The following is a 13,228-nucleotide window of genomic DNA, read 5'->3' as shown; positions in this document are numbered from 1 at the left end:
GGGATAGATTTTATTGTTAATACCCTGGGTTTTGATCCGACAAGCTGATTCCCGGATTCAGGTCTATTTCTCTCTGTGGAATAGGGAACAGCATATGATGGTCCCTGACATTCCCTGTCAAGGTTGGATAAAATCTTTGGAAATGGCTTCTTGTAACTTCCAATAGAGTACCCCATCTGACCAGATCATACCGTCGTATACCTTCGAAGGCCAATTCCACCCTTCTTTCCTTCCTTACAGCCTCCCTAAATTGAGCCTGGCTCATCCCAGGGGCTAAATCCGGTAACCCAGCCCGGTTTCTCACCTGATTGATGGCAGCATACGCAGCGGAAGATGGACCGCCTTCTGCTTCATTGGCAGCCTCTGCGTACATCAGTAGGACATCAGAATACCTTATGATGGGATAATTCAGATTTCCTCTAGGAGGAGTAAGTTCAAGATACTTACCTATATAAGGCTGGGGAATACAAGGGGATGGGATTCCCTGGCAATTCCCGGTCGGGCTGTAATTATTCACCGTTCCATTCGCCAAAGGCAGTTGCAAAAGAAAAGCAGTATTGAACCTGAGATCATTGGGCTCAAAAGCCTGAACGATATCAGGAGTAGGCTCATTTACCCCATTACCATTACCAGTAGTTGAATTAATCCCCCGGGGCATAAAGAATTCTTGGAAAGTACTTCCAACTCCTTGCATAGCACTAAATTGGATGGAGAAAAGGTGCTCTGCGCTATTTTGATTTACCAGCTGAAATACATCACTGTATGAACTTAGAAGTCTGTGCTGACCGGAATTCATAACTTCCAATGCCTTGTCCCTGGCCAAAGCCCAAAAAGGAGAATTCGGGTTATTACCGGCCCTCGTCAAGTAAACCCTGGCGAGCATGGCTTTGGCGGAAGTATTGGTCACCTGTCCCTGCAATCTTTGTGTAGCGGGTAAATTCTCTGCGGCTTGCAAATCGGGGATGATGACTTCATCATAAATCCTGTTGGCATCTACCCTTGGACTTGCCACATTGTTTACATTTAAAGTTTCTTCGATTTTTAATGGAACAGCGCCAAATAACTGGACAAGATCAAAGTAAAGAAACGCCCTTAAAAAACGTGCTTGGTTTACAATATTATCCCTTAATTGTGGGTTCATATCGATTGAAGGAACCCTACTGATCACTGCATTTGCCCTGTTAATAGTAATATAGGCATTTTCAAATCTATCCCTTAGTATTCCGTTATTTGGATCCACTGTAAATTCATCAATCTGAATCCTATCCTGATTGCCCCTGAATTCACCTGTAAAGGTATCGTCAGAACCCATATCTCCTATCATATACTGTCTGTCATACATGTGGATCAACCTGAATCCGGCATACACGCCGACCAAAGCGGCTTCTGCATCAGTTGAAGTCCTGTAGAAATTCTCAGGTGCAATAAAACTGAATACCTGCTCTTGTAAGGGATCCTCGCAAGAATTGAACAGCATTCCTGCCAACACTATCCCTGATAAATATATATTTCTGATTTTCATTTTCTTATGTTTTAAATTTTGACTTAGACGGATGGATACTATAAACCAAAATTAACACCCATGATAAATGATCTGGCCATCGGGAACGTACCTCTATCGATACCAATGCCTATAGGATTCTGTCCTAAAGAGTTTACCTCTGGATCAAATCCGGAATAATTGGTAAATGTCAGGATATTTTGACCCTGTAGATAAACCCTGCATGACCTTAGCCAAGTCACATTACCAACCGGTAAATTATAACCTAAAGTAACATTTCTGACCCTCAGGAATGATGCGTTTTCAATATGCCTATCAGATAGCACAAATGGTCTGGTTCTTGAACTCGGCCATTCATTGCTTGGGTTTTCAGGAGTCCAACGGTTGAGAACCCCTCTCACGTTATTTGTAGCACCATCATTTCTGTACAATTCGTGGCTATTGACATTCCAAACATCGTTTCCATAAGTTCCATTGATAAATATGGAAAGGTCAAAGTTTTTATAGGTGAAGTTATTGTTCATCCCGTAAAAGAACTTAGGTTGTGGATTGCCAATGATAGTCCTGTCGTTGTTATCAATTCTTCCATCCCCATTGACATCCACATAGCGGATATCACCAGGACCTACAGAACCGAAAGAACTGCTACCCGGGATAACTTGCTCACCTGATTGGATGATTCCGTTGGTTACCATCCCAAAAAAGCTTCCCACTGGAGCACCTACCTGCAAAATACTGGAATTGGCAATCTGTAAGTGTCCATCACCAGTCCCTGGCGCTAACCTGAAAGTTTCTCCAGGACCAAGTGCCAAAACGGTATTCCTGTTAAAAGTAATGTTGGCATTGGTGACCCATTTCAATTTTCCGGTTAAGTTGTTGCTGTTGACTGACAACTCAAGACCTTTATTTTCAACACTTCCAATATTAGTAAGAATAGTAGCAAATCCTGTAGACCTTGGCAGATCAAGCGGTAATAATAAGTCTTGAGTTCTTTTGTAGTAACCTGCTGCTTCAAAGAATATCCTGTCCTCAATTAAACCAACCTCTAAACCCACATTGACCTGATTGGTCTTCTCCCATCTCAAATCCGGATTAGGGATTCTTCCAGGGGCTAAGCCGATAGCTATCACATTACCAAAAGCATTCCTTTCCGTATTCAGTTGGGAAAGTGATTGATACAAGCCAATTTCCTGATTACCGGTCAAGCCCCAGCTTGTAGTAACTTTCAAAGTGCTTAGCCACTTGATATTATTCACAAAAGGCTCATTGCTCATGTTATACCCAACAGCGGCAGAAGGGAAATACCCCCATTTGTTGCCTGCGCCAAATCTAGAAGAGCCGTCGGCCCTGAAAGTTCCTGTGAAAAGGAATTTTTCAAAGAGGGTATAATTGACCCTTCCAAACCAGGAATCCAATCTCCATAAGCTTCTTCCAGAAAAGGGGGTTCCTACTATTTGGCCCAAACCCAAATTGTCCGATCCCAAAGCATCTGTTGGGAAATTGGTGGCTTGTGCACCCACAAAGTCCACCATTTGGGACTGACTTTCATAACCGGCTAAAAGAATTAAGTAACTGTTCTTATCAAATTTTTTGTCGTAATTCAGGGTAAAAGTTCCTACCGGGCTGAATACATTTTTGGTTTCCACCAATGCCGAACCAAAGGCATTTCTTCCCCTGTTGTTGGTGCTGGGCGCATAAAAATCCCTTCTTCCTGTTTGGAAGTCCACACCTCCTGAGGCACGGAACAATAAATTATCGATTACTTTCCATTCCATAAAAACGTTGCCCAATACCCTGTTGGTAACGGTTTTATTCAATGTTTCCAAAGCATCCTGAACCGGATTGCCTACCTGCTGTGATCCGGGAATTGAACTGTTGTCAAAAGTGAAATTTCCATCTGCATCAAAGACAGGAAGGGTTGGGGAAAACACCAATGCTGCATTGACCACACCACCTCTGGTTATATCGGTCACCTGTTGGTTATTGGTAGCTCTGGAAATGGTGAGGGAGTTACCTACAGTAACTTTATTGTTAATGGTTTTATCCAAATTAACCCTTACCGATCCTCTTGAAAATCCTGAATTGAGTATCACCCCTTCCTGATTGAAGTAGTTTCCTGAAATGGCAAATCTGGTTTTGGCATCCCCTCCGGAAACAGTAACCTGATGATTTTGAATGGGAGCATCCCGGAAAACTTCACTTTGCCAATCCGTACTGTTATTTCTGAAACTTGCAATTTGCTCTGCTGAAAAAATGGGGGATTGACCTCTTCCCACCCTTGCTTCATTTGCTATAATGGCAAACTCTTCTGCATTCAATAATGGGATGGTTCTCGATACTTGCTGTACCCCATAGTAACTTTCAAAATCTACATTCGTGGCACCTGCCTTGCCCCGCTTGGTAGTAATAATTACTACACCATTTGCACCCCTTGAACCATAAATAGCTGTTGCGGAAGCATCTTTCAAAATTTCCATGGATTCAATATCTCCCGGGTTGATATTGGCCAAGGCATTTTGAGGCTGGCCTCCACCGGATGTTCCTGGCGCCACAGTTGCATTGTTAGGGAAAAAAGGAATACCGTCAATGACATACAAAGGTTCATTTGAGGCATTGATGGAGTTGCCTCCACGGATCCTGATCGAAACTCCACCACCTGGAGCTGCTGAAGCCTGTGTTACCTGAACACCAGCAGCCCTACCCTGTAAGGCTTGGTCTAATGATGCTACTGCCACCTGTTTGATTTCACGTTCTCCGACAGATGAAACAGAACCTGTAAGGTCAGACTTTCTTTGTACACCATAGCCCACCACCACTACTTCACCTAAATCGGAAACTTGTTGGGCCAGCTGAACGTTAATGGTAGTTTGATTGCCAATGGTAATTTCCCTGGTCTGAAAACCAATGAAGGAAAAAACCAGCACCCCTGCATCCGGTGCATTGATAGAATAATTACCATCCATATCGGCTACAGTTCCGATGGAGGTTCCTTTTACTGCCACAGTGGTGCCGGGGATGGGCTCCCCTTTGTCATCTGTAACGGTACCTCTTATGATCCTTCCCTGCCCATTGGCCTGCATAGCAAGTGTCAGGAAAAGAACAAAAAGACCCAATTTCTTGTAGATCATTTTTCTCATGGTTAATGGGTTTTGTTGTAGATAGATTGGTTGTTGTAGTATTTCAGAACCTAATGAAAGCTAAACCAGAAAAGAAAAACTGATGATTACCTGTTTCTGATTTCCTTGTTTTAACTTCCAATAAATTCTGTAACTGCATTAAATTTAAGGGTAATAGTAGGCGCATTTACCCATCAGCAACATGAATTTACGAAATCGATTTCGGGAGCTTTAAACCACGATTTATGATTTAATGAATAGAAAATATGAATATCCGCCTACATACAAGTGGGCAAATTTTATACTTTGACAATAAGTGTCAATAACTTTCAGGGCTGAATTGTAAGTGTTTAATTGGCTGTAAATAAATAAGAAGGCCATGAATATTCTACAATTCAATGAAAGATATCCTGATGAGGCAAGTTGCATCCATTACTTGAAGGAACAAAGAGAAAGAGAAGGTGTCATTTGCAAGAATTGTAATTCCAAGGATCACTACTGGCTTAATTCTCTCAATATGTTCCAATGTAAACATTGTAAATTTAGGACAGGACTGAAAAATGGTACTATTATGGAAAACAGCAAGTTACCATTGAGGACTTGGTTGCTTGCAATGACTCTTGTAAGCGCAACCAAGAAGGGATTTAGCTGCCTTGAACTACAGAGGCAGATGGGTCATAGCAGATACGAGACTGTTTTCAGACTGTATCACAAGCTCCGGGAAGCAATGGGTAAACGTGACAACCAATATAAACTAGAAGATATGGTTGAATATGATGAGGCTTTTGTAAGCAAGGCAACAAAATCTTCGGAAAAGACGAAGCTGAAGAAAGGCCGTGGAAGCCAAAAACAAGCTACTGTCGCTGTTATGGCTGAATCATCTATTCTTGAAGACCTAATTACTGGAGAAAAGGACAAAAGCTGCAGATATTTCAAGATGGTCAAAATAGATAACTTGAAGGCAAAAACAGCCGAAAAACTGATAAAAGGACTGATTGACAAAAAAGCCGTGCTCCAAACTGATGAAAGTACGACTTATGCTAACCTAGAAGATTGTATCGATGTTCACGTGAGCGAATTATCTTCCACAAAAGAGGGCAAGTTCAACCTCAAATGGGCACATATAGCAATAAGCAACCTTAAAAGGGATTTACAGAAGTACCATATGGTTTCAGAAAAGATGCTTCAAAACTATCTCAATGAATTCTGTTATAAACTAAACCGAAGATACTTTGGTAAAAAACTCTTTGATAGACTTGTTATTGCGAGCATTTGCCCCTACTTGTATACAAGCGGATAATCATAATAGAAAATAGAGGTATTTAAAAAAATCCATTCCATACATGAAAGCAGGAAACAGCGAAAATTAGGAGTATCGAAGGCAAAAAAATTTACCCTTAAAAATAACTTTAAACTATCCTAACCTCAATCCCCATCTCTTCCAGCCTTTCCTTGTAGAGTTCAGGAATGCCCGAATCCGTGATGATCATATCAATGTCCTCCAGGTTACAGATTTTACCGAAACCTTTTTTTCCAAATTTACTGGAATCCGCCAGAACAATAGTCTTTTGGGCGGTCCTGATCATTTGGGCATTCAAATGCGCTTCCATTATATGGGAAGTAGTCAATCCGTAATCCAAACTGATGCCATCTACACTTAAAAATAATTTTGAGCAGGCAAACTGTTTCAGCATCTCTTCTGCATAGTGTCCTACTACTGAACTGCTGCTTTTTCTGACCACCCCTCCCAATTGGACAATCTCCACCTCGGGGGCGTCTATCAAAGCAAGAGTAACATTCATTGCTGCGGTCAATACAGTCAATTTTTTGTTTTTTGGAATAGCCTGTGCAAATGCCACAACCGTTGTACCAGAACCTATGATGATGGCATCATTCTCATCCACCAGGTCTTTGGCAAACAATGCAATTTTTGTCTTTTCCTCAACACGAACCAATTTCTTTTCACTAACGGACCTATCATTGACATAAGGGGAAACAGGGGTTGCGGAACCATGAGAACGGTAAAGAAGACCCTTGTCTTCCAATATCTTTAGATCCTTACGGATAGTCACCATGGTAACATCCAAATCCCTACTAAGCTCAGCCACGCTGACAAAACCATTTTTGTTCAGCTCATTTAAAATATACTTATGCCGTTCTGCAATTGTCATGGAAGTTTCCTTTTTCCACAAAACTACATCAAATAATCAGGAAAAGAAACTCTAAAGACTCCTTTTTATTATCTTTTATTTCTTTTTGTTTCTCTTTTTGTTACTTTTGAAAAAAAATGAAGCAAGAATGGATAGGAAAACAAACCTAAAGCAAATCAATGAGAAAGGAAAAGTGTGGGACATCGCTGTTATAGGCGGTGGGGCTTCAGGATTAGGAGTTGCCTTGGATGCTTTGTCAAGAGGACTGTCCGTAGTATTGGTGGAAAAGGCAGATTTTGCCAAAGGCACATCAAGCCGCAGTACCAAATTGGTGCATGGAGGAGTGAGGTACCTGGCCCAAGGAGATATTGCGTTGGTTTTTGAAGCGCTGAAGGAAAGGGGAAGGTTATTACAAAATGCCCCGCACCTCACCTACAATCAGCCTTTTATTATCCCTATATATACATTCTTCGACAGACTCCAATACAGTATCGGTTTGAAAATTTACGATTGGATGGCAGGCCGTCTTAGGCTTGGTAAATCCAAATTTATCTCCAGGGAAGAAACCATTCAAAGGTTGCCACAAATTAAGCAAGAGGGACTGAAAGGCGGGGTGGTTTACCATGATGGCCAATTTGATGATGCCCGATTGGCCTTGAGTATCGCCCTGACCTGTCATGATTTGGGAGGCTGCCTGGTGAACTACATGCAGGTGATTGACCTTCTCAAGGACCAAAATGGCCAAATCAAGGGAATACTCGTTCGTGATGAGCTCGATAAAAGTAAATACAAAATTGAGGCAAAAATGGTCGTCAATGCTACAGGTGTTTTTGCTGACAAAATTCTGCAGATGGACCAGCCGGATGCCCCCAAGAGCATCCAACCTTCCCAGGGAATCCATTTGGTTTTAGAGCAGAGTTTCCTTGGAGGTAATGATGCGCTGATGATCCCCAAGACCTCTGACGGGAGGGTCTTATTTGCTGTTCCGTGGCTGGGAAAACTTGTTGTGGGCACTACCGACACCTTGAGGGAAAAAGCCAAACTGGAACCGGAAGCCCTGAGTAAAGAAGTGGATTTCATTTTGGAAACTGCCGGAGCCTATCTCACCAAATCCCCAAACAGAAAAGATGTGAAGTCTGTTTTTGCAGGCTTACGCCCTTTGGCCGCACCAAAAGAAGGGAGTACCAAAACCAAGGAAATTTCACGTTCTCATAAAGTGATCATTTCTAAAAGCAAATTGGTCTCTATCACAGGAGGCAAATGGACAACTTTCAGGAAAATGGGGGAAGATACGGTTAAAGAGTTCACAAATATCACAGGAGAATCCCTTGCCCCTTCTACCTCCGCAGAAATCCGTTTCCACGGATTTACAACAGCACCAGAAAACGGACACTGGAAAGGCTATGGCTCAGATGCCCTATTCATCCAAAAAATGATTCGGGACAATCCCGAATTAGGCCACAAACTACATCCCGACTACCCCTATACTCAGGCAGAAGTGGTCTGGAGCACAAGACATGAAATGGCCATGAAAGTGGAAGACATCCTCAGCCGAAGAATGCGGGTTTTGCTTCTAGATGCCCGGGCAGCACTGGAAATGGCCCCAAAAGTGGCCGAATTGATGGCCCAAGAACTAAGGAAAGATGAAAAATGGATGGCCGCGGAACTGGAAGATTTTCAAAAATTGGCAAATAAATATATCTTGAAATAGATAGAAATATATCTTCATCGAAACACTTAGAAATATGCACTAAATCAATATTTCAATTGTATTTCAAGCATATTTCTACAATATTTCCATAGGAGAACCAAAAACCCATTTAACCAATCACTGAATTAACCAATTAACCAATGTCCCAATATATCTTGTCCCTTGACCAGGGCACTACCAGTTCCAGAGCTATAGTTTTTGATAAAACAGGTCAGATTGTTTCTGTGGAACAAAAGGATTTCAAGCAACATTTCCCCAAATCAGGATGGGTGGAACATGATCCTCAGGAAATCTGGTCCAGCCAATCATCTGTAATGATAGAAGCCCTGGCCAATCATGGGATCAAAGCCGGGGATTTAGCAGCCATAGGAATTACCAACCAACGGGAAACCACCATAGTCTGGGACAGGAAAACAGGAAAAGCCATCTACAATGCCATTGTATGGCAAGACAGAAGGACCTCATCTTATTGTGACCAACTGAAATCTGAAGGGAAGTCAACCATGATAGCTGAAAAAACCGGATTGGTATTGGATGCCTACTTCTCAGCCACCAAAATCAAATGGATCCTGGACCATGTGGAAGGTGCACGGGAAAAAGCGCAAAATGGGGACTTGGCCTTTGGTACCGTTGACAGCTGGTTGGTCTGGAAACTCAGTGCCGGTCAAATCCACGTCACTGACATCAGCAATGCCAGCAGGACCATGCTGTACAATATCCATGAAAAACAATGGGACCAAGAGTTATTGGAGCTTTTTGATATACCTTCATCCATTCTACCCGAAGTAAAATCCTCCTCAGAAATATATGGAAGTACTGCCGGAGATATCCTGTCCCACAGAATCCCTATTGCGGGAATTGCAGGAGATCAGCAAGCCGCATTATTTGGCCAACTCTGTACCCAGCCCGGAATGGCCAAAACCACTTATGGGACAGGTTGCTTTTTGGTAATGAACACAGGTGAAAAACCCGTCAAGTCCAATAACCAGTTATTGACTACCATCGCCTGGGAAATTAATGGAAAAGTGCATTATGCGCTGGAAGGTTCGGTATTTATTGGAGGAGCTGCGATCCAGTGGTTGCGGGACGGAATTGAATTTTTTAGCCATGCCAAGGAAAGCGAAAAACTGGCCGTAAGCCTGGAAGACAACGACGGGGTTTACTTTGTTCCGGCTTTGGCTGGATTGGGAGCACCGCATTGGGACCAAAATGCCAGGGGAGCTTTTTTTGGGATCACCAGAGGCACTACGATAGCCCACATGACCAGGGCAGCGCTTGAATCCATAGCCTATCAGGTCTATGATGTGATCAAAGCCATGGAAAAGGACAGTGGAGAACCTACCAAGGAACTCAGGGTGGATGGCGGGGCTACAGCCAATAATTTTCTCATGCAGTTCCAGGCCGATATCCTGGGCTGCAGGATCCAACGACCAAAAATCATAGAGACCACCGCCTTGGGAGCGGCATTCTTAGCAGGCCTTGCCGTGGGATTCTGGAAAGATGAAGGAGAGCTGAAGACCCTTTGGCAAGCGGATAAAAGCTTTGAGCCACAAATGGATGCTGAAAAAGCAGAAAAATTTTTACATTTTTGGCATAAGGCAGTTGAACGTTCTAAAAACTGGGTAGAATAATGGATGTATTTGTAGCAGAATTTGTGGGTACCTCTCTTCTCTTGGCAATGGGTTCGGGAGTGGTGGCAAATGTTGTCTTAAACGGAACCAAAGGAAATGGCAGTGGATGGATCGTGATCACTACAGCTTGGGCCTTGGGTGTGTTTATTGGTGTAGTGGTAGCCGATCCATATAGTGGAGCACACCTGAATCCTGCAGTCAGCATCGCTTTGGCCATTACGGGAGATTTCCCTTGGGCCGATGTCCCCAGTTATGTATTCGCCCAGATTTTAGGTGCTATGTTCGGTTCAGGAATCGCCTGGTTGGTGTATAAAGATCATTTTGATGCCACGGATGATAAAGAATTGAAGTTTGCTCCATTTGGAACTGCTCCGGCGATCCGTAATTTACCCTCCAACCTTATTTCAGAGATTGTAGGTACTTCTGTATTAATCATTGTAATTTTATATTCAACAGAACCTGTCATACAGGACGGAAATGATACCCCGATTGGCTTGGGTTCCCTTGGCGCTCTGCCGGTGGCATTTTTGGTCTGGGTGATCGGTCTTAGCATGGGTGGTACTACCGGCTATGCCATCAACCCTGCAAGGGACTTTGGACCAAGACTGATGCACCAAATCCTACCCATCAAAGGCAAGGGCAGCAGTGACTGGGGCTACAGCTGGGTGCCGGTATTGGGGCCCATTCTTGGTGCTGCCATAGCTGCGGGCATTTATTTGCTTTTGGGAGTTGGGGGGATGGTCTGAAAGGTGGATTTCGAGAAGCCCTTTCCGAAATCCGACTTCCTCACTCCGAAATTCTTGCTTCTTGTCTCTCGTCTCTTAGTCTAACCTCTCACTTCACTCATTTGACTCTCATTTCCTGTTTCTCCCGTCTTGTGTCTTATGTCTAATTTCTAGCCTCTCGCTTCACAGCATCACCTTTTCCCCTCCCAAGGCACATACACCACTTTTTTGGTATCAAAAAATTCTTCCTTGAAGTAATCGTCCAAATGGTAGGTCACATAACTTACAGGCCTCTCTTCCATTTCCTCGTCCACATCCCCTCCCTTCAATAAAAAGATGCCATTGGGGAATTCATTGAAGTCCTCTTTCCTGAATTTTCCTTTGACCCAGGGATAAAAATTGGCAAATCGGGTCACCGCCCTGCTTACGATAAAATCATATTTACGGACCAAATCTTCTGCCCTTGTCTGCTGGGCTTCTACATTGGATAGCTTCAAAGCTTTGGCTACTTCCTTAACAACTGTGATCTTTTTCCCAATAGAATCCACCAAATGAAAATGGCAATCAGGAAACAGGATGGCCAAAGGAATCCCGGGGAATCCACCACCGGTTCCGATATCCAGGACCTTGGTGCCCGGCTGAAACTCCATCACCTTGGCAATACCCAGGGAATGCAGCACATGCCTTTCATAAAAATGCTCCATATCCTTCCTACTGATCACGTTGATCTTCTCGTTCCACTCCTCATAGAGGGGCTTGAGTCTGGCAAATTTATTTTTTTGGTCTTCAGTTAGATCCGGAAAGTACTTCAGTATAATATCCATGGAATCTGTTTCTTTCTCGCAAAAATAGGGAAATAAATGAAAAGACCTGCCAGCTTAAGTTTCGTTGGCAGGTCTTTAAAACAGGTAAAAATAAGTCTTTACTCTTTTTTATGGGCTATGTTATCCCCTCTGGTATTGATTTTTTCATTTAGATATTGCCCCAGTCTTTTGCCCTTCTCGGACCCATAAACTATAGCTGGCATAAAATGAATCCCTCCATATAACCTACTTATAGCTGCCTCGTCTGCAGCTTCCCTAAAGGAATTAAATTCCCTGATCGGAAGTCCATAAGCCACTTCAGTGGAATCATAAATGTAAAAGGGTTCTCCAAACAACTTCGTAAGTGCTTCTGAGGCCGCATTGGAAGCCACACTATGTCCACTAGTATGCTCAGGAAAAGGCGGAGTTTGAAGCAGGGGCAACCACTCCTCATCGATATATTTGTTGATGTAGGTTTCAGGCCTGATCAATCGGCTCCTATACTTTTCGTCCCAACAGGCAATAAAGGCATCAAATATGGAAATACTGGTGTAGGCGAGGGTTTCAGCCGTTCCTTTCCAGTCCTGATCTGCTGCTTTTGAAGCAATCGCTGCAATTCCCATCCAATGTCCGCCTGGGGTAATTTTCTTTTCCGCAAACATCACATGGCCTTTAACATTGACTTTATAAGGATTGCAGTCCCAAAAATAAGCTATATCCTTCTGCTCTTTGGTCAAGTTTTTCACCGTGTTGAAAACTTGCTCAGCTTCTTTGTAGAACTGACTATTCACATCCGTAGAAAATTCCGTCGGTGGGGGAGATTGGAACTGATTGGCACGTTCCAAAACAAAAGGCCTGATTTTATTCCAATGAGGCTCTATTCCTTCCATGTAGGCCGGAGGTGTAGGCTGCCAGGAAAAAGGCTCATTGGTCACAGTATATTTTTCAAATGACCTGCTTTCGTGGTAATTGTCTTTTCTGGCATAGGCGATCACATGGGCAGCTACTTCCTCACCCAAAGCTACTGACCTTTCAAACACTTTTTTAGGAACTCCCTTTTTCCTGATTTCCTGAAAAGCCCTTTCCTTGTGCTCCTGCACCAATGCTTCCGAAAAAATCATGGCAGTACCCACTTTGTAGTAGGCCGCCAATGCCGCAAGTGGATAATAAATCTCACCTTCAGTGTCGAAGTCCTTTTTCTCAAAACCATTCAATTGCCCCATTAATGAGGTGTAAGAAGGGTCTGCCAAAGCAACTACTTCAAAAGCTGCAATAGATGGATAGGCATAAATCCTACTGGCTACAGGGGGCGAAAAGATGTCATGGATGATGACATCTGTCAATTTCAATTGGGCGGCTATCTGGTAATCCCCATTGGTGATTATATCTTGATAGTCCTGGTTTTCCTGGCAGGCAAATCCTACCAACAACACTATGGCCAGGATTAAACTTCTAATGGTACGCATCATTCTCGGCAATTACTCAGCTTAACTTCTTCAAATTTAACAAATTCCTGACATTAAGTAGAATCTGGATGTTCGGGTGTGGTTTTTTCCATATCAAAACTATGAAAAATCAAACAATTATTGAT

The 13,228-nt window shown here is 43.1% G+C and carries 9 protein-coding genes; 4 read left to right on the top strand and 5 right to left on the bottom strand.

Annotated features, from left to right (window positions below):
* Positions 1-16: 16 nt before the first annotated feature.
* Both BC751_RS07520 and BC751_RS07515 read right to left on the bottom strand, forming a co-directional pair.
* Entirely contained in the window at positions 17-1,522 is a 1,506-nt protein-coding gene (locus BC751_RS07520) for a RagB/SusD family nutrient uptake outer membrane protein (RefSeq protein ID WP_130275009.1), read from the bottom strand.
* A gap of 38 nt (positions 1,523-1,560) precedes the next feature.
* Positions 1,561-4,638: a SusC/RagA family TonB-linked outer membrane protein gene (locus BC751_RS07515; protein ID WP_130275008.1), complete on the bottom strand. Its 3,078-nt coding sequence runs from the start codon at positions 4,636-4,638 to the stop codon at positions 1,561-1,563.
* A 358-nt stretch (positions 4,639-4,996) separates the two neighbouring features.
* On the opposite strand from BC751_RS07515, the gene BC751_RS07510 reads away from it, so the two are divergent.
* Positions 4,997-5,917, top strand: a complete 921-nt coding sequence (locus tag BC751_RS07510; protein ID WP_130275007.1) for an IS1595 family transposase — start codon at positions 4,997-4,999, stop codon at positions 5,915-5,917.
* 109 nt (positions 5,918-6,026) lie between these two features.
* Here the strand turns inward: BC751_RS07510 and BC751_RS07505 are convergent, their stop codons facing one another.
* On the bottom strand, positions 6,027-6,788 hold the full coding sequence (locus BC751_RS07505; RefSeq protein ID WP_130275006.1) for a DeoR/GlpR family DNA-binding transcription regulator: 762 nt from the start codon (positions 6,786-6,788) through the stop codon (positions 6,027-6,029).
* 127 nt (positions 6,789-6,915) lie between these two features.
* Here BC751_RS07505 and BC751_RS07500 point away from each other — a divergent pair, with 127 nt between their 5' ends.
* The 3 genes from BC751_RS07500 (at position 6,916) to BC751_RS07490 (ending at position 10,855) form a co-directional block, all read left to right on the top strand.
* Entirely contained in the window at positions 6,916-8,478 is a 1,563-nt protein-coding gene (locus tag BC751_RS07500; RefSeq protein ID WP_130275005.1) for a glycerol-3-phosphate dehydrogenase/oxidase, read from the top strand.
* A 140-nt stretch (positions 8,479-8,618) separates the two neighbouring features.
* Positions 8,619-10,109, top strand: a complete 1,491-nt coding sequence (gene glpK, locus BC751_RS07495) for a glycerol kinase GlpK (protein ID WP_130275004.1) — start codon at positions 8,619-8,621, stop codon at positions 10,107-10,109.
* Positions 10,109-10,855 carry an MIP/aquaporin family protein gene (locus tag BC751_RS07490; protein WP_130275003.1) on the top strand — a complete coding sequence of 249 codons (747 nt, stop codon included), beginning with the start codon at positions 10,109-10,111 and terminating at the stop codon, positions 10,853-10,855. Before glpK ends, BC751_RS07490 begins: the two co-directional genes overlap by 1 nt.
* A 170-nt stretch (positions 10,856-11,025) precedes the next feature.
* Here the strand turns inward: BC751_RS07490 and rsmG are convergent, their stop codons facing one another.
* A complete protein-coding gene (rsmG, locus tag BC751_RS07485; RefSeq protein ID WP_130275002.1) occupies positions 11,026-11,658 on the bottom strand; it encodes a 16S rRNA (guanine(527)-N(7))-methyltransferase RsmG in 633 nt (210 codons plus the stop codon).
* Positions 11,659-11,756: 98 nt separating this feature from the next.
* Positions 11,757-13,103, bottom strand: coding sequence for a vanadium-dependent haloperoxidase (locus BC751_RS07480; RefSeq protein ID WP_130277528.1), 1,347 nt, complete (start codon positions 13,101-13,103; stop codon positions 11,757-11,759).
* Positions 13,104-13,228 lie beyond the last annotated feature (125 nt).

The sequence above is a fragment of the Cecembia calidifontis genome (assembly GCF_004216715.1).
In the GTDB taxonomy this organism is placed as follows: domain Bacteria; phylum Bacteroidota; class Bacteroidia; order Cytophagales; family Cyclobacteriaceae; genus Cecembia_A; species Cecembia_A calidifontis.
The sequence above is the reverse complement of the archived record's forward strand: the minus strand, read 5'-3'. Positions and strand labels throughout refer to the sequence as shown.